This is a genomic window from Streptomyces niveiscabiei, from assembly GCF_033794345.1.
In the GTDB taxonomy this organism is placed as follows: domain Bacteria; phylum Actinomycetota; class Actinomycetes; order Streptomycetales; family Streptomycetaceae; genus Streptomyces; species Streptomyces niveiscabiei.
Window position 1 is genome coordinate 1 of record NZ_JARAYJ010000036.1, and the last position, 15,729, is coordinate 15,729.

Genomic DNA, 15,729 nt, shown 5'->3' on the forward strand with positions numbered 1-15,729 from the left:
CTACGACACCCTGCGCGCCGAACGCCTCCCCGCCGCGCTGCTCCAGGGGCAGCGGGACTACTTCGGGGCCCACACGTACGGGCGGGTGGACAAGCCGGGCGCGTTCCACACGCACTGGGCGGACGCCGAGCGGCCCGAGACCGACGCGTAGTACCCGGGTAATACCTGAGGACTACGCCCCATAACTGGTGCGTGACGAGGGACTGTTGGGCCACGGAACGCGAGCGGACCGTGGCCCTCCGCTCTTTTCCACCTCACGGGCAGGTTACGGAACACTCAACCTCTGGTAGCGGGGCGGTTATCCAGCGACGATGGGGTCATGACACCGGCCGAGCGCGCCCATGAACGACTGGCGAGCTGGCCCGACCTCACGACGGTGACAGCCGCGTGCGGTACGGGCCCCGCCCTGCGTTCCGCGCACAGCGAGATCGTTCACTTCCACTCCGCACACGAGGTGGACCTCCACCTCACCGGCCAGGCCATTCACCGGCTCTCCCGCGACCTGCGCGCCTCCACGGCCATCCGCCTCCTCCCGGGCTCCCGCTGGGTCACGGTCCACCTGGACTGCGACTCGGACGTCGACCTCCTGATCAGTCTCGTCAGCATGGCTCTCCAGGCCCACCAGGCGGCCGTACCCGAGGAGGAGGGCCCCCGCTGCAATCTGCACCGGGTGATGCTGGTGCCGAGGGACGAGCCGCTGGTCTGACAAGGCCGGGCGCGACTTTGCCTTCTCTTTACAACTGACCCTCCCCCTGTCTCGTCTCTCCGCTCGATTCCACCCCGCCCGGGTGGACCGAAGAAGGAGAGCGAACGGATGCGTCGTACTGCTCGTGGTGTGCTGGGGGCCTTGGTCCTCTCCGGTGTCGTCGTGCTGACCGGTGCGGGGGTGGCGTCCGCCGACACTCCGTCGCCGGTGCCGACCGTCGCCGAGGCGCCGAGCCCTGAGCCGAGCGCCGTGGACCCGACGAAGGCGCCGAGTGAGCCGAGCGCGGTGCCGAGCGTCGTGGACCCGACCAGGGCGCCGGCCCAGGAGCCGGCCACGGACTCGGGGCAGGTGTCGGTCGTGCCGAAGGGGGCCGCCGACACGGGTGTCGGTGAGTCCTCGGGGTCCGGGTCGTCGTCGTCCACGGCCCTCGTCGGGGCCGGTGCCGGGGCCGTCCTGCTCGCCGGTGGCGCCTTCGTCGTCGTACGGCGCCGGCGGGCGACCGGGGAGTGACCGTGCTGTCCAGGCGGGGGTTCGCCGTGGTGGGGCTGGGGGCGCTGCTCGTGGGGTGCGGGGCGAGCGGGGAGGGGGTGAGGGTGTCGCGGGACGACGGTTCCCCGGGGAAGGTTCAGGCCGCGGGGGACGGGCGTTCGGGTTCCTCCCGTGCCGGCGGGCGCGCCGGGCTCGTACCCGTAGCTCTCAAGGTGCCCTCGATCGGGGTCGACACCCCGCTGCTCTCCCTCGGTCTCGCCTCGGACGGCACGGTCGCCGTTCCGCCGGTCGTCGCGCACGACCGGGCGGGGTGGTACCGCTACTCGCCCTCGCCGGGGCAGACCGGGCCGTCCGTGATCCTCGGGCACGTCACCGTCGGGGAGTACGGGGACGGGGTCTTCCGGCACCTGTCCGAGCTGAGGCGCGGGGACGAGGTCGTCGCGCGGCTCACCGACGGGCGGGAGCCGGTGTTCCGGGTCACGGCGGTACGGACGGTCGCGAAGTCGGCGTTCCCCACCCGGGAGGTGTACGGCGATACCGCGCGGCCCGAGCTGCGGCTGATCACGTGCGGGGGGACCCGTACCGGCGAGGGATACGCCGACAACGTGATCGTGTTCGCGGAGCTGAAGCGGGGGTGAGGGGCGGGGTGGGAGGCGAGCGGGCGCCGGTGGACACGTCGTACCCGGGCGACCGGTACTACGGGTATGACGTGCCGCATGGCGGCCAGGGGTCGTACGGGTATGACGCAACCCCTACCCGTAGTACCGCCGTCCTCCCACCCGGCTCCCTCCCCGGACCTGTCCCTCACATCCCCTGGAGAGCGTTGAAACGCCCCCGATCCCTCACCCGGTCCCGTGCGCGCTCGCGTGACGAGGCCGCGTCGGAGCTGTTCGCGGCGCTGTACCCGCGGCTCGCGGGCTGGTGCCGGCGGCTCGTGGACGACGACGAGACCGCGCACGAGGTCGCGTCGGAGGCGTTCACCCGCCTGTGGTCGCGGTGGACGAAGGTGGAGGAGCCGCAGGGCTTCCTGTACGTCACCGCCGCGAACCTGGTCCGGGACCACTGGCGCAAGACCGAGCGGGAGCGCCGGGCGATGCGGCGGGCGCGGACCGAGGAGGCGCTGCGGCCCGCGCAGGAGCAGGGCGACCCGTCGGTCATGCTGCTCGTGCAGTCGCTGCCCGAGCGGCTGCGCGTCCCGATCCTGCTCCACTACTACGCTGACATGCCGATCCGGCAGGTGTCCGCCCTGACCGGACGCAAGGAGGGAACCGTCAAGGCCGACCTCCACGCGGCCCGCGAGCTGCTCCGCGCCCATCTGAGGAGAAGCCTTGACCACACGCTTTGACGCCGACGACAGCTTCGGAGCCGACGGCAACGGGCGCCAAGATGACCCGCTCGTCGAGCTGTTGCGCCCCCCGGCGTCCCATCTGCCGCCCCCGCCGGGCCAGTTCACGGCGCTGCGCCGCAAGTCTCGGCGGCGCAAGGCGCGTACGGTGCTGGCGGCGACGGCGACCTGTGCGGCGGCGCTGCTGATCGCGCTGCCCCTCGCGTCGTCGTCCTCGTCGCCTCCGGTGCGGAAGGCGCCGCCGATGGCGCCGGCGCCGACGGTGGATCCGCCGCGCATGGACCGTACGCCGCCCACGCCCGGTCCGTCGGCGGTGGACCGGGAGCCGCCGGTGGAGGACTCGACGCCGCGGCCTTCGGCGCCGGAGACTCCGGAGCCGTCGGGGCGGGACGTGTCGCCGTCGCCGTCGGTGGTGGAGCCGACGACGGCCGTGGACGGCTCCCTGTCTCCGGAGACGTCCACCGAGAAGTCCCCGAGGACGTCACCGGCGGAGTCGCCGGCTCCCTCCGCCGTGCCCACGCTGGCCGATCAGGCGGCGGACCTGACGCCCTGAGCGCCGGGGGGGCGGAGGGGTGGGCCGGACTCCCTTGCCTACGGGAGGCCGATCGGGTCGCCCGAGGTGAAGCCGGTCAGCTTCTCCGGGTTGCGGACGTAATACATGCCGTCGATCAGGGAGTCGGCGATCCGGAACGCGATCACGCCGTCCAACTCGCCGTTCAGGTGCAGCGCGAGCGCCGGAGCGCCGTTGACGACGGTCGGGTGGGAGGTGAGGACGCCGTTCTTCGCCTGGGTGGCGAAGATGAAGCGGACGATCTTCTCCGGGCCCAACACCGGTACGCGCGCGGCCTGTTTGATGCCGCCGCCGTCCGTCAGCAGGACGACGTCCGGCGCGAGGACGTCCAACAGGCCTTGCGGGTCGCCCGAGTCGAGCGCCGCGCGGAACGCGTCCACCGCCGCCCGCGTCTCCCCCGGCGAGACCGTCTGCCGGGGGCGGCGCGCGTCCACGTGCTGCCGGGCGCGGTGCGCGATCTGCCGTACGGCGGCGGGGGACTTGTCGACGGCCGCCGCGATCTCGTCGTACGGCACGTCGAAGACCTCGCGCAGCACGAACACCGCGCGTTCCGTCGGCGACAGGGTCTCCAGGACCAGCATCAGCGCCATCGACATGCTCTCCGCGAGTTCGGCGTCCTGCGCGACGTCCGGGGCGGTGAGCAGGGGCTCCGGGAGCCAGGGGCCGACGTACGACTCCCTTCTTCTCGACAGGGTGCGCAGGCGGTTGAGGGACTGGCGGGTGGTGATCCGGACGAGGTACGCGCGCTGGTCGCGCACCTCGTCCAGGTCGACCTTCACCCATCTCAACCAGGTTTCCTGGAGGACGTCTTCGGCGTCGGCGGCGGAGCCGAGCATCTCGTAGGCGACCGTGAAGAGGAGGTTGCGGTGGGCGACGAAGGCGTCGGTGGCCGGGTCGGTCATCGGGGCTCTTTCAGTGGGCGGTTGCGGCGGAGTCGCGGTGGGCGGGTCCCGCCGGGGCGGCGGGGGTCTCTCCTGCGGGAGTCTTTCCTGCCGGGGTCTTTCCCGCCGGGGACTTTCCTGCGCGGGACTTGAACTTCTTCGCCTCCATGGTGAGTTGCCACACCGTGCCACGGCACACGAACTCCTTGACCCGGCCTCCCATGCGGCCCGCGATGTGCCGCTTCTTCGCCGTGTCGTCGCGCTGCGAGAACTGGAAGACGCCGGTCCTGCGGCCGAGGCTGATGCACTGGCCCGCGAACACCACCTTCACCGGGGCGGGTTGGGTTCCCCCGATCCTGCTCAGCACCGTCTCCGCCGCCTGCGGGCCGAGTTGGACCGCCGACTGGCAGCCCATGCGGTACGGCTGTCCCGACGGCGCCGCCGAGTCGCCGGCCGCGACGATCCTGTCGTCGTCCACGCTCGTCAGGGTGTCGTCCGTGAGGAGCCGGCCGAGGGCGTCGGTGGACAGGCCGCTGCGCGCCGCGAGGTCCGGGACGCCGAAACCCGCTGTCCAGATGGTGAGTTCGCTCGGGATCTCCGTACCGTCTTCGAGCCGTACGGTGTGCTCGGTGACCTCCATCGCGCTCGCGCCCTCCAGGACGGTCACGCCGAGGCCCGTCAGCCGGGCCGTCACCGTGCGGCGGGCTTCCGGGTGCAGGTAGGGGTTCAGGACGCCGCCGCAGACCAGGGTCGGTTTCCGTCCCTGTTCCGCGAGTTCGGCCGCCATCTCGATGCCGGAGGCTCCGCCGCCGACCACGGTGACCGGTGCGCCGGGGTGGGCGGTGAGGAGCGCCTTCAGCTCGGCCGCGTCCTCCAGGGTGGCGATCGGGTGGGCGAACTCCCGTACGCCGGGGGTGTGTTGGTCGGCGCTCGCGCTGCCCACGGCGTACACGAGGTAGTCGTAGGGGAGGGTGCCGCTCTTGCTGGTCGCCAACTCCCTTGCGGCGGCGTCGATCCGGGTGACCGAGTCCACCAGCAGCCGCACCCTGGGGTTCAGCACTTTCCCGTACTCCACGACCGCGTCGTCCGTGCTCGCCGCCAACTGGTGCAGCCTGATCCGTTCCACGAACTCCGGGCGCGGGTTGACCAGCGTCACGGCGACGTCCCCACGCTTCATCAGCCTGTTCGCCGCCATGACCCCGGCGTACCCGCCGCCCACCACGACCACCTCGACGTTCCCGTTCATCGTCTCTCCTCCGCTCCAAGGGGTTCGGACTCAAGACACCGGGTGCGCGAAGGTTGTGACAGCTGTGATGCGGCTCACAGATCTGGATCGATGGCGGTCGCGGGTACTACAGCGGGACTACTCGGGGCGTACGCCCCTGCCCAGCACCTCGGCCGCTCGCATGAAGCCGTCCGTGCCGTGGCCGAGGGTGATGACCCGGTCGGTCAGGGAGTGGGCGGCGCGCATCAAGGACGCGTCGATGCCGTGGGCTTCGGAGGTCTCGACGATGTGGGACATCGTGGAGGCGGCGGAGGTGATCGGGTTGTCGGTGCCGGACCCGGTGAAGTCGCCCGCGTCCGTCTCGGCGGCCGTCTGGGTGAAGAGGGCGGGGAGGATGTGGGAGATGCCCGCCGCGAACGGGGCCAGGTCGGCGGCCTTGACGCCTTCCGCCCGGGCCAGGGCCAGGCCGTGGGCGTAACCCGCCATCGTGGTCCAGAAGATGTCAAGGAGGGCGATGTCGTACGCGGCGGCGTGGCCGATCTCGTCGCCGAGGTGCGTGTGGGTGCCGTTCAACGCTTCGAGGACGGGCCGGTGTTGGGCGTAGAGGGCGGTGGGGCCGGAGTAGAGGAAGACCCCGGCGGGCGAGCCGACGACCGTGTTCTGGGTCATGATCGCGCCGTCCAGGTAGGAAATCCCGTGTACGGAGGCCCAGTCGGCGGACTCGCGGGCCCGCCCGGGGGTGTCGGCGCTGAGGTTCACCACCGTACGTCCCCGGAGCGCGGCGGCGACCGGCTCGCGCCGCAGGAACGTGTCCGCGGCGTCGTAGTTCACCACGCAGACGACGGTCAGCGGGCTCGCGGCTACCGCCTCCTCCGCACTCGCCGCTGCGACGGCTCCGCGTGCGGTCAACTCCCCTTCCCTGCCCGGGGTTCGGTTCCACACGGTCGTGCGGAGACCGGCGTCGAGGAACGCGCCGGCGAGGGCGCGGCCCATCGGCCCCAGGCCGAGTACGGTGACAGACTGACCCTTGACATCGGGCATGAGTTCGATTCCTTGGTGAGAAGAACGGGGTGGACATGACGCGCAGCCGCGCCCAGGACACGGACGTGTGCGGAGTGACCGCCGCGATCGCCGTGATCGACGGCAAGTGGAAGACGAGCCTGCTCTGGCTGCTGGAGTCGGGACCGCACCGCCCCGGCGAACTCCGCCGGCGACTGCCCGGCCTCAGCGAGAAGGTGCTGACGCAGGCGCTGCGCGAGATGGAGTCGGACGGGCTGGTGCACCGGGACGTACACGACGTACTGCCGCTGAAGACCGTGTACTCCCTGACTCCCTTCGGCTACGACCTCTCCAAGGCCCTTGCCCCGCTGGACGATTGGGGTCATCGGCGGCTGGAGATGATGTCCGGGCGGCCGTCCTGACCGCCTGCGATCAGCCTCGCCCGGCCTGCCGCCCGGCGCCAAGTACCCACTTTTTTGTGGGTGTTCGGCTTTCTATGGGTGCCCGGCTTTTTGTGGGTGTCCGGTTTTTGTGAGTGCGAAGAAGCAGAGGATTCGATGGGAACCAGGCACGAGCTCAAGGACCTGCCCGAGCACGCCGACCTCCGCCGCGCGGACTCCCTCGCTCGGGAGATCTTCTCCGACGTGGCCAACAAGTGGGCGCTGCTGGTCATCGAGGCTCTCGGTGAACGGACCCTGCGGTTCAGCGAGTTGAGGGACGAGGTCGAGGGGATCAGCCACAAGGTGCTGACCCAGAACGTGCGGATGCTGGAGCGCAACGGCCTGGTGGCGCGCACGGTCCACCCGACGATTCCGCCGCGCGTCGAGTACACGCTCACCGAGCCCGGGCGGGCGTTGCGGGCGACGGTCGATCTGCTGTGCGGGTGGACGCAGACGTATCTGGGCGACATCGAGGAGGCCCGGGGCCGGTTCGAGGGGTGAACTCCCCTACAGGGGCTTGCCCTTGACCCCCGCGTCAGGGTTTACCGTCTCCGCGCCCGCCACCTGAGGAGACCCCCTTGATGCCCTCGACCACCCGCGAAGTCCGCCTCGCCACCACCCCCCGGGGACTTCCCGTCCCCGGCGACCTCACCGTCGTCGACACCCCCCTCCCCCCACCCACCGGCACCCAACTCCTCGTCCGCAACCGCCACTTCCTCGTCTTCGGCGGCCTCCGCACCCTCCTCGGCGGCGCCGCCCAGGACACGCCCGTCCCTGGCCTGCGCCCCGGCGACACGCTGTTCGGACCGGCCCTCGGCGAGGTTCTCCACGCCCCCGACGACAGCCCCCTGCGCCCCGGCGACCTCGTCACCCACCCCCTCGGCTGGCGCGAGCACGCACTCGTCCCCGTGGACCGGTGCACCCCCGTCGACCCCGGCTTCCCCGACCCCGTCGCCCAACTCTCCTCCGGCGCAACGGCGTACGGCGCGCTCACCCGGCTCGCCGGGGTCCGCGAGGGCGACACCGTCCTCGTCACCGGCGCGGCCGGCGGGGTCGGTTCACTGGCGGGGCAGATCGCCCGGCTGCTCGGGGCCGGGCGGGTGATCGGCACGACGGGGTCCGCGTGGAAGGCCGAGCGGCTCGTCGGGGAGCTGGGGTACGACGCCGTCGTGACCGGGGGGTCCTGGCGGGGCGACGCCGGGTCGGGGCGCGGGGAGTCGGGGTACGACGGCGTCGCGGTCGACGGCACTCCGCGGGGCAACTCCCGTACGCGGCACGGGGGGTCCGGGTACGACACCCTCGCCGCCGCCCGCGCCGTACGGAGCAACTCCCGCGCGGCATACGAGGAGTTCGCCGCGCAGCTCGCCGAGGTCGCGCCGGACGGTGTCGATGTCGTGGTCGACAACGTGGGTGGGGCGCAGCTCGCCGGGGCGTTGGACATGGCCCGGCACGGGGCCCGGTTCGCTCTGGTGGGGGCGTTGTCGGGGCAGCTCGCGGAGGAGGGGGCGGGGGGTAGTGCGCCGGTGGAGGTCGATGCGTTTCGGATCATCCTCAAGGGGGTGTCCCTGAGGGGGTACCTCGGTGCCGACCATCCCGACGTCGAGGCGGAGTGGGTGGGGCGGTTCGCCTTGTGGCTGCGGGCCGGCGAGATACGGTTCCCCCTCACCCGGACCTCGGGCATCGATCAGGCCCCGCAGGCTTTGCGGAACCTGATCGATGGGCAGCAATTCGGTACGGCTGTGGTGGAGTTGGCGTCGGATCTGGGCGGGTGAGGGGCCTGTCCGGGGGAGCTGCGGGCCGGCGGCGGTGCGAGCCTGCGGGCCGATGGCACGGCAGGTCAGCGAGCCGGTGGCCGTACGAGTCCGCGGGTTGGTGGCGCGGCAAGTCCGCGAGCCGGCGACGCCGCGAGTCCGCGGGTCGGTGGGCCGACAGGTCAGTGGGAGGCGTGCACATGCGGATCGGCGACGCGGCGGCAGCCGTGGGGGCGACACCCCGAGCCCTGCGCTTCTACGAACAACGCGGCCTCCTCCCACCCCCGCACCGCACGCCGTCCGGCCAACGCGACTACACAGCCACCGACTTGGCCGTCCTGCGCGTCGTCCGCGAACTCCTCGCGCTCGGCCTGACCGTGGAGGACCTGCACACCATCGCCGACCGCCTGCCACTCCTCGCCACGACCTCGCAACGCTCCTGCGACCCGACGGCGAGGAAACCCGGCGCGGCCGGCGCCAACGTCATCGACCGCCGCATCGCCGCGCTCGACGCGGACATCGCCCGGCTGACGCGGCTGCGGGACGGGTTGAGGGAGGCGGCGGGGCGCCCCGTACCCGAGGGGTAGCTCTCTGGGTGCTCATACCTGCCATACCCCAGAGCCACCACACCCCCTCCCCCTCACCCCTCCCCAATCACCTTCTCCCGCATCAGCCCCTCCAACTCCCCCTCCGACAACGGATGCAACGTATCCAGCACCCTCCTCAACCCCGCCTCCCCCAGGCTCTGACTCCGCACCTCCACCTCAGCCCCCTCATGCCGCCGGAACAACGTGACCTCCCGCCCTCCCCCCGGCAGACTCCGCACCTGCCGAATCTCCCCGCCCGCCCCCACCGCACAGCTCGTCCCCGCGTCCGGCCGATCGGGGCACACCGCTCGCGGTGACAGCGGCGAGCGCACGGTCATACCGACGTACCCGCTCGTTTCCGCGTGGTACTCGACCCCGAAGTACGACGGCCCGACCACCGCGCGGGCGATCCGCATCCCCGGCGGAGTAGCTCCCAGGTACAACACCTCGGGGTGCGCGCGGTACCGGGCGATCTGGGCGGCCCGTTCACGGTCTCGTACCTGAGAGGGACCGAGGTACCCCCCGTACCCCACCCCCGCCGCCAGCACCATGACCGCGCCCAGCCGTACCCACCGGTCCGGTACGAGGAACGCGGCGGCGACCGCGTACGGCAGGCCCGTCAGCGCGATCCGCGTCGCCGCGCCGCCCAGGTCGACGTCGGAGTTGTACGCGGCCAGGCCCGCGAGGACGCCCGCCGTACCGAGAACGAAGACCAGGACCGCCCACCCGAACCGGCCGGACCTCGTCCCGCACCACGGCACGAGGCTCGCCGGAGCGATCACGGCGAGCAGCCCGACCACCAGCGGCACCCCCACCAGCAGCCCCACCGCGGCGGCCCCGTTCCCCCCGCCCCACCCGGCCATGAACACCCCGACCCCGAGCACCGGCATCACGAACGCCGTCACCCCCCACACAAGGAGGACATGCCAGAACGCCGGAACAGCTCTACCGCTCACCATGAAGGCAGCGTGTCAGCGACCGGCCACCGGCACATGAGTGCGCGTACTCAGACACCCCCCACCCCGGACACCGCCCCCGCTGAACCCCGCCCGGCCCGCCTCACCGCGACCGGGTACGCCGCGCCACCGCGCGCCCCCACTCCTGCCCGGGCACCTCGACGTACCGGTACGTCAGCACGCACACCGGCAACAGCACGGCACAGAAGCCCACTTCGAGGAGCCAGCTGTCCTCGCCCCGCCGTCCGGCCGTCCCGTCGACCACCGCCAGCAGCAGCGGATGCACGAGGTAGACCGAGTAACTCACCGTCCCCAGACCGACAAGCACCCGAGGCGTACGGCGCCGGCGCGACGCCAGCCCGGCGCCGAAGGTGAGGACGGCGAGCAGGAACCCGGCGATCCAGCCGCGCGAGCCGGAGCCGTACGCGTACGAACTCCCCACCGCGCAGCCGACGACCACCAGGGCGGTACGCCAACTGCCGTACCCGGCACGGTAGATGGTGGTGCCGAGGAACATCACGGCGAGGATCACGAGCCCCTCCCACGTCGGAACGGTGCCGTTGAGGGCGATCAGTGCGAGGCCCAGGGCGCCGCCCAGGACGCGTGCCCAGGCGTTCGCGCAGCCGATCGCGAGGGCCATGGCGAGCGAGGCACACACGATCAGCGGACCCGTGCCGACCGCGCCGGACAGCGCGGAGGCCGGCAGCGCGGCCCCCGCCACCACGGCCACCGCGGCGAAGAGGACGGCGATGGTCCCCGAGTGCCGGTGGAGGCGGAGCGTGAAGAGGGCGACGACCAGCAGGTAGAAGGCCATCTCGTAGGAGAGGGTCCACAGGACGAGCAGGACGCTGGGGGTGCCGAGGAGTTCCTGGAGCATCGTGACGTGCGCGAGGGCGGTCAAGTAGACGCTCTGGCCGTCGAGTTCGCGTATCCCCGCGACGCCCGCGAGGTGCAGCGCGAGGAGTGCGGCGACGACCACCGCCCACAGGGGGTAGATGCGGAAGATCCGTCCGATCCAGAACTCCCGTACGCGGCCCAGGCGTTCGAGTGACGCGGGGATGAGGTAACCGCTCACCAGGAAGAACACCATGATGCCGTAGCGGCTGGTGTTGAACTCGGGCATCAACTCCCGCCGTACTTCAGGCAGGAACGTGTACGACGAGTGGTCGAAGACCACGACGAGTGCGGCGATGCCGCGCAGTGCGTCCAGCCAGGCCGACCGTGAGGGTTTCATGCTCCGAGTCCAGCGGGCGGCGCATTGTTGGGCAGCGCCCCGACGGGGTCCGAACAATGGGGGGTTGAGGCCGTGGCAGGGCGGAGAGAGGTGCCGGTCGATCCGGCGGCGGGGCCGGTGCAGCGGTTCGCGTTCGAGTTGCGCAAGCTGCGGGCGGAGGCGGACGGGGTCACCTACCGTGAACTCGCCCTGCGGGCGGGCTACTCGGTGACCACGTTGTCGCGGGCGGCGGGCGGGGAGCAGTTGCCCACGCTGCCGGTGGTGTTGGCGTATGTGCGGGCCTGCGGGGGCAACTCGGCCTGGTGGGAGGCGCGTTGGCGGGAGGCCGCCGCGGAGGGGCCGCCGGACGACGGTTGCGCGCCGCCCTATCGGGGGCTCGCCCGGTACGAGCCCGACGACAGCGCCCTGTTCTTCGGGCGCGAGCAACTCACCGCCGACCTCGTCGAGTTGCTGAGCCGTCGCCGGTTCGCCGCGGTCTTCGGGGCTTCCGGCAGCGGTAAGTCCTCCCTTCTGCGGGCCGGGTTGATCCCCGCGCTGCGGCGGGCCCGGGACCCTCGTCCGTCCGCGATCCGCATCCTGACGCCGGGCGGGCATCCCGCCCGCACGCACGCCCGGCTCCTCACGCCGGCCGGGCCGGAGACGTACGTGATCGTCGACCAGTTCGAGGAGGTGTTCACTCTCTGCCGGGACGCCGCCGAACGGGACCGGTTCATCGAGATGTTGCTGACCGCGCGCCGACCCGGCAGCGGGGTGCGGGTGTTGCTCGCCGTACGCGGTGACTTCTACGGCCGGTGCGCCGAACACCGGGGGCTCGCCGAGGCGTTGCGGGACGCCAATCTGCTCGTCGGTGCGATGAGTCCGGCCGAGTTGCGGGACGCCGTGGTCAAGCCGGCCACCGCGAGCGGGCTGACCGTCGAACGCGCCCTCACGAGCCGGCTGGTCGAGGACGTCGCCGGGGCGCCGGGTGGACTGCCGTTGCTGTCACACGCATTGCTGGAGACGTGGCGGTTGCGGCGGGGCAAGACGCTGACCCTGGCGGGGTACGAGGCGGCGGGGTGCCTGGACGGGGCGATCACCCGGACCGCCGAGCGGGTCCACGCCGGCTTCACTGAGGTCCAAGCGGCCACCGCACGACGGGTGTTGCTGCGTCTGATCGAGCCCGGCGACGGCGTACCCGACACGCGCCGCCCTGTGCAGCGCGCCGAACTCCCCGGCGAAACAGGTCCCGTTCTGGAGGCGCTGACCCGTGCACGCCTCCTCACGCTGGACGGCGACACGGTCGAGCTGGCCCACGAGGCCCTGATCACGGCGTGGCCCCGGCTGCGGGGGTGGATCGAGGCTGACCGTGAACGGCTCCGAGCACAGCGGGAGTTGACGGCGGCTGCGGACGCTTGGGCGGAACTGGGGCGCGAGGAAGGGGCGTTGTACCGGGGAAGTCGGCTGGCCGCGGCGCAGGAGTACTTCGGGGGTACGGAGAGCAGAGGGCCGTTCGGCGGAGGGCTCGGGAGGCTCGTGGGCCGCGGGCGCGGGGAGCGGGCCGATCCCGCCAACGGCGAACTCGGGAAGCCGACGGGCCCCGCCACCACCGACCCCGACCCCCTGGCCAACGTCAAGCGCGCATCTCACGCCCCCACCGACCTCCCCGAACTCACCCCCGTAGAACGCTCCTTCCTCGACGCAAGCCTCAACCACGCCCAGCGTGGCCGCCGTCGGTCCCGGCTCGTCCTCGTCTCCGTCGTCTCCGCCCTCTGTCTCGCCCTCCTCGGTGCCGGGCTCGCCGTGGGGCAGTGGCGGAGTGCCGTCGGGGCGCAGCGGCTTGCCGAGTCGCGGCAACTGGCCGCGCAGTCGGGGGCGTTGCTGGGTTCCGATCCCGATCGGGCCGCGTTGCTCGCCGTGCGGGCGTACCGGGCCGGGGCGACTCGGGAGGCCACCGAGGCTCTGTACGCCGCCGCTTCACTGCCGTTGCGCCGACGGCTCGTCGATGGCGAGCGGCCCGTGCAGGCCATCGCCCTCAGCCCGGACGGGCGGCTCCTCGCCGCGCACAGCGCCGACGGCTCCGTACGGATCTGGGAGATGTCCGGTGGGCGGCTCCTACGGATGCTCGCGGGCCGTGCGGACCCCGGGCACATGGTGTTCGGCGCCGATGGGCGGGTCCTCGCGGTCGCGTCCGCCGAGGTGGTCGTCCTGTGGGACCCGGTCACCGGCAAGCGGGTCAACTCCCTGACCGTCGGGGGTGGTTCCGTGCGCGGGATGGATTTCCACGGCCGGACTCTCGCCGTCGCCTCCCCGGCGGGCGTACGTCTGTGGGACACCGGCACCGGCCGGCTCCGCGGGCCCCTCGCCGGGCTCCGCGACGCGCAGGCCGTCGGCTTCGGGCCCGGCAGGCGTACCGTCGCGGCGGCCGGTGTCGACGGGGGCGTACGGGTGTGGGACACGGTCACCGGGCGGACCCGGGCCGTGCACGGCGGCCGGACCGGGGGCGGCGACGTCGCCTTCAGCCCGGACGGGCGGACGTACGCGTTCTCCCCCGTCGGCGGTTCGGTGCAGGTGCGGGACGTGGCGACCGGTGCCGTGCGGCGCGCTCTCGACGCGGGCGGGCGCCCGGCGTTCGCGCCGGACGGGCGGACCCTCGCCGTCGCCGGTCCGGGGGACACCGTACGGATCTGGGACGCCGTGTCCGGTGCGGCGCTGAGCACGCTGACCGCCGGGCACCACGGGCGCGGAACGCCAGAGATCGCCCTCGGCGCGGACGGCACGCTGGTCACCAGCGGAAACAGGGGCCCGGCCGTGCGCGTGCAGCGCTGGTCCTCGAATCGTCCGAGGGCCACGCTGTACGGGCCTGCCGGGACGTACGTCGCGGGGGTGGCGTTCGGGCCGGGTGGGCGGGCGGTCGCGACGGTCTCCCACGACTCGCTGCCGGATTCGCTGATGCGCGGGAAGGTCCAGGAGGCTTCGGCGCGGCTCTGGGACGCGGGGACCGGCGCCCGCATGCCCACGGCGCCGCCGGACGAAACCCCGGTGCGGCCCCGGAACGCCCCCGGGACCCCGCCGCCCCTCGGCGCCGGCCCGAACCCCCGCGGCACCGCCGTGGGGTTCACCCCCGACGGACGCACCCTCGTCTCCCGAGCCGTCGGCAACGGCGTGATCGAAGTCCGCGACCTCGCCACGGGCCGCCTCCTCCACAGTCGGCGCCTCGGCCCAATGGACGAAGTGGCCTTCAGCCCCGACGGCACCCGACTCGGCGCCGTCGGCCGGGAGGGCACCGTACAGATCTGGCACCTGTCGACCGACACGCTGAAAACCATCCGCACCGGCGACGAACACCCCGTGAGAAGCGTGGCCTTCAGCCCCGACGGCCGCGAACTCGCCCTCGCCACCATCCACTCCCGCGCCGAACAGCTCACCCTCCTCAACACCGCGACCGGCCGCATCCGCCGCACCTTCGACCCCGGCGTCGGCGGTTTCCTGTCCATCGCGTTCAGCCCGGACGGGCGGACCCTGGCCACCGCGAGCGGCGACACGGGGACCGTGAAGACCTGGGACGTCCACACCGGCCGCCTCCAGCACACCCTCGACGCCGGTGACCAGGCCGTTTCCCCCGCCTTCAGCCCCGACGGCCGTACCCTCGCCACCGGCGAACCCGGCGCGGTCCACCTCTGGGACCTCGCCACGGGCCGTGCCCGCCGCACCCTGCCGACCCGCTCGTACGCGACGCCGGCGTTCGGTCCGGACGGCCGTACCCTCGCCGTCGTGGCGGGAAACACGGTCGAGCTGTGGGACGTCGATCTGCCGGACCCGGCGCGGGCGATCCGCGAGATCCTGGCGGCCGTCAGCGGGTGAGGCGGGTGGCGATCGCGTCGAGGACCCAGTCGAGGCCGGTCGCGAAGGTCGTCTCCGCGTCGGTCTCCGTGCCGTCGTGGACGGCCTTGGCCAGCGCCGGGAAACGGCCGGTGGCCAGCATGTTCATCACGTGCGGGCCCGAGGCGCGCTGCCAGTCGGCGTCGGTGAGCCCCGTGGCGCGCTCGGCGCGCAGGTGTGCGATCTCGCGCCGGAGTGCGCCGGTCACGTACGCGCTGACCGTCTCCACCGCGCGCAGGGCGGTGTCGATGTCCGCGTGGCCGTCGAGGGCGGCGAGTTTCGCCTCGGTCACGGCGAGGCCGTGGGGGCCCAGGGTGGGGCGTCCGCCGAGGAGGTCGGCGAGCCATTCGTGGCGGAGGGTCGTACGGCGGGTGCGGTGGGCGAGCGCGCGCAGGGCTTCGCGCCAGTCGCCGGGGGGCTCGTCGGGGACGATCTCGGCGTGGACCTCGTCCACCATCAGGTCGTACAGCTCCTCCTTCGTCGCGATGTAGCCGTACAGCCGCATCGGCCCCGCGTTCAGCCGGGCGGCGACCTTGCGGAGCGACACCGCGTCCAGTCCGCCCTCGTCGGCGAGGGCGATGGCGGCGGTGACGATGCGGTCGCGGTCGAGGGGTACGGGGCGGGCGGGGGGCTCGGGCCGGTCCCAGACAGTCATGGTCGACATCGTACGGTTGCGATACACCGCAT

General features: G+C 72.6%; 16 protein-coding genes and 1 pseudogene. 11 read left to right on the plus strand and 6 right to left on the minus strand.

Going from position 1 to position 15,729, the window contains the following annotated elements; genetic code table 11:
- The 6 genes and pseudogenes from PV682_RS34825 to PV682_RS34850 all read left to right on the plus strand — a co-directional run.
- A pseudogene (locus PV682_RS34825) lies at nucleotides 1–151 on the plus strand (NADP-dependent phosphogluconate dehydrogenase); the annotation flags it as partial.
- Nucleotides 152–319: 168 nt separating this feature from the next.
- On the plus strand, nucleotides 320–706 hold the full coding sequence (locus tag PV682_RS34830; protein WP_319735750.1) for a luciferase domain-containing protein: 387 nt from the start codon (nucleotides 320–322) through the stop codon (nucleotides 704–706).
- Nucleotides 707–814: 108 nt separating this feature from the next.
- Nucleotides 815–1,216: an LPXTG cell wall anchor domain-containing protein gene (locus tag PV682_RS34835; protein WP_319735751.1), complete on the plus strand. Its 402-nt coding sequence runs from the start codon at nucleotides 815–817 to the stop codon at nucleotides 1,214–1,216.
- Nucleotides 1,213–1,833 (plus strand): class F sortase, encoded by a 621-nt coding sequence (locus PV682_RS34840; protein WP_319735752.1) that lies wholly within the window; start codon nucleotides 1,213–1,215, stop codon nucleotides 1,831–1,833. The genes PV682_RS34835 and PV682_RS34840 overlap by 4 nt, the downstream gene beginning before the upstream one ends.
- Before the next feature lie 185 nt (nucleotides 1,834–2,018).
- Nucleotides 2,019–2,540 (plus strand): RNA polymerase sigma factor, encoded by a 522-nt coding sequence (locus PV682_RS34845; protein ID WP_319735753.1) that lies wholly within the window; start codon nucleotides 2,019–2,021, stop codon nucleotides 2,538–2,540.
- Nucleotides 2,524–3,093, plus strand: coding sequence for a hypothetical protein (locus PV682_RS34850; protein ID WP_319735754.1), 570 nt, complete (start codon nucleotides 2,524–2,526; stop codon nucleotides 3,091–3,093). Before PV682_RS34845 ends, PV682_RS34850 begins: the two co-directional genes overlap by 17 nt.
- A gap of 38 nt (nucleotides 3,094–3,131) precedes the next feature.
- On the opposite strand, the gene PV682_RS34855 is transcribed toward PV682_RS34850, so the two are convergent.
- From PV682_RS34855 to PV682_RS34865, 3 genes are all read right to left on the minus strand, one after another.
- Nucleotides 3,132–4,013 (minus strand): RNA polymerase sigma-70 factor, encoded by an 882-nt coding sequence (locus PV682_RS34855; protein ID WP_319735756.1) that lies wholly within the window; start codon nucleotides 4,011–4,013, stop codon nucleotides 3,132–3,134.
- A gap of 10 nt (nucleotides 4,014–4,023) precedes the next feature.
- Complete coding sequence (locus tag PV682_RS34860) at nucleotides 4,024–5,238, minus strand: NAD(P)/FAD-dependent oxidoreductase (protein WP_319735757.1); 1,215 nt, start codon at nucleotides 5,236–5,238, stop codon at nucleotides 4,024–4,026.
- Between the two features lie 117 nt (nucleotides 5,239–5,355).
- Nucleotides 5,356–6,258: an NAD(P)-dependent oxidoreductase gene (locus PV682_RS34865; RefSeq protein WP_319735758.1), complete on the minus strand. Its 903-nt coding sequence runs from the start codon at nucleotides 6,256–6,258 to the stop codon at nucleotides 5,356–5,358.
- A gap of 35 nt (nucleotides 6,259–6,293) precedes the next feature.
- On the opposite strand from PV682_RS34865, the gene PV682_RS34870 reads away from it, so the two are divergent.
- The 4 genes from PV682_RS34870 to PV682_RS34885 all read left to right on the plus strand — a co-directional run bounded on the left by PV682_RS34870 (nucleotide 6,294) and on the right by PV682_RS34885 (nucleotide 8,994).
- Nucleotides 6,294–6,638 carry a winged helix-turn-helix transcriptional regulator gene (locus PV682_RS34870; protein ID WP_319735759.1) on the plus strand — a complete coding sequence of 115 codons (345 nt, stop codon included), beginning with the start codon at nucleotides 6,294–6,296 and terminating at the stop codon, nucleotides 6,636–6,638.
- 135 nt (nucleotides 6,639–6,773) lie between these two features.
- The gene (locus tag PV682_RS34875) at nucleotides 6,774–7,157 is read left to right on the plus strand and encodes a winged helix-turn-helix transcriptional regulator (protein WP_010351149.1); all 384 of its coding nucleotides are present in this window, start codon (nucleotides 6,774–6,776) and stop codon (nucleotides 7,155–7,157) included.
- Nucleotides 7,158–7,237: 80 nt separating this feature from the next.
- Entirely contained in the window at nucleotides 7,238–8,428 is a 1,191-nt protein-coding gene (locus PV682_RS34880; protein ID WP_319735761.1) for an MDR family NADP-dependent oxidoreductase, read from the plus strand.
- A gap of 179 nt (nucleotides 8,429–8,607) precedes the next feature.
- Nucleotides 8,608–8,994 (plus strand): MerR family transcriptional regulator, encoded by a 387-nt coding sequence (locus PV682_RS34885; RefSeq protein WP_319735762.1) that lies wholly within the window; start codon nucleotides 8,608–8,610, stop codon nucleotides 8,992–8,994.
- Nucleotides 8,995–9,047: 53 nt separating this feature from the next.
- On the opposite strand, the gene PV682_RS34890 is transcribed toward PV682_RS34885, so the two are convergent.
- Both PV682_RS34890 and PV682_RS34895 read right to left on the minus strand, forming a co-directional pair.
- On the minus strand, nucleotides 9,048–9,953 hold the full coding sequence (locus PV682_RS34890) for a hypothetical protein (RefSeq protein WP_319735763.1): 906 nt from the start codon (nucleotides 9,951–9,953) through the stop codon (nucleotides 9,048–9,050).
- A gap of 100 nt (nucleotides 9,954–10,053) precedes the next feature.
- On the minus strand, nucleotides 10,054–11,184 hold the full coding sequence (locus tag PV682_RS34895) for an acyltransferase family protein (RefSeq protein ID WP_319735764.1): 1,131 nt from the start codon (nucleotides 11,182–11,184) through the stop codon (nucleotides 10,054–10,056).
- A gap of 72 nt (nucleotides 11,185–11,256) precedes the next feature.
- Between PV682_RS34895 and PV682_RS34900 the strand changes: the two genes are divergently transcribed.
- On the plus strand, nucleotides 11,257–15,024 hold the full coding sequence (locus PV682_RS34900) for an nSTAND1 domain-containing NTPase (RefSeq protein WP_319735766.1): 3,768 nt from the start codon (nucleotides 11,257–11,259) through the stop codon (nucleotides 15,022–15,024).
- On the opposite strand, the gene PV682_RS34905 is transcribed toward PV682_RS34900, so the two are convergent.
- Nucleotides 15,014–15,697 (minus strand): TetR/AcrR family transcriptional regulator, encoded by a 684-nt coding sequence (locus tag PV682_RS34905; protein WP_319735767.1) that lies wholly within the window; start codon nucleotides 15,695–15,697, stop codon nucleotides 15,014–15,016. The two genes, PV682_RS34900 and PV682_RS34905, sit on opposite strands and share 11 nt — an antisense overlap.
- Between the last annotated feature and the right edge of the window lie 32 nt (nucleotides 15,698–15,729).

Coding starts and splice junctions, on each gene's coding strand:
- PV682_RS34895 (WP_319735764.1), bottom strand. CDS start 11,184: ATGAAACCCTCACGGTCGGCCTGGCTGGACGCACTGCGCGGCATCGCC.
- PV682_RS34870 (WP_319735759.1), top strand. CDS start 6,294: ATGACGCGCAGCCGCGCCCAGGACACGGACGTGTGCGGAGTGACCGCC.
- PV682_RS34880 (WP_319735761.1), top strand. CDS start 7,238: ATGCCCTCGACCACCCGCGAAGTCCGCCTCGCCACCACCCCCCGGGGA.
- PV682_RS34905 (WP_319735767.1), bottom strand. CDS start 15,697: ATGACTGTCTGGGACCGGCCCGAGCCCCCCGCCCGCCCCGTACCCCTC.
- PV682_RS34855 (WP_319735756.1), bottom strand. CDS start 4,013: ATGACCGACCCGGCCACCGACGCCTTCGTCGCCCACCGCAACCTCCTC.
- PV682_RS34830 (WP_319735750.1), top strand. CDS start 320: ATGACACCGGCCGAGCGCGCCCATGAACGACTGGCGAGCTGGCCCGAC.
- PV682_RS34875 (WP_010351149.1), top strand. CDS start 6,774: ATGGGAACCAGGCACGAGCTCAAGGACCTGCCCGAGCACGCCGACCTC.
- PV682_RS34835 (WP_319735751.1), top strand. CDS start 815: ATGCGTCGTACTGCTCGTGGTGTGCTGGGGGCCTTGGTCCTCTCCGGT.
- PV682_RS34885 (WP_319735762.1), top strand. CDS start 8,608: ATGCGGATCGGCGACGCGGCGGCAGCCGTGGGGGCGACACCCCGAGCC.
- PV682_RS34890 (WP_319735763.1), bottom strand. CDS start 9,953: ATGGTGAGCGGTAGAGCTGTTCCGGCGTTCTGGCATGTCCTCCTTGTG.
- PV682_RS34865 (WP_319735758.1), bottom strand. CDS start 6,258: ATGCCCGATGTCAAGGGTCAGTCTGTCACCGTACTCGGCCTGGGGCCG.
- PV682_RS34860 (WP_319735757.1), bottom strand. CDS start 5,238: ATGAACGGGAACGTCGAGGTGGTCGTGGTGGGCGGCGGGTACGCCGGG.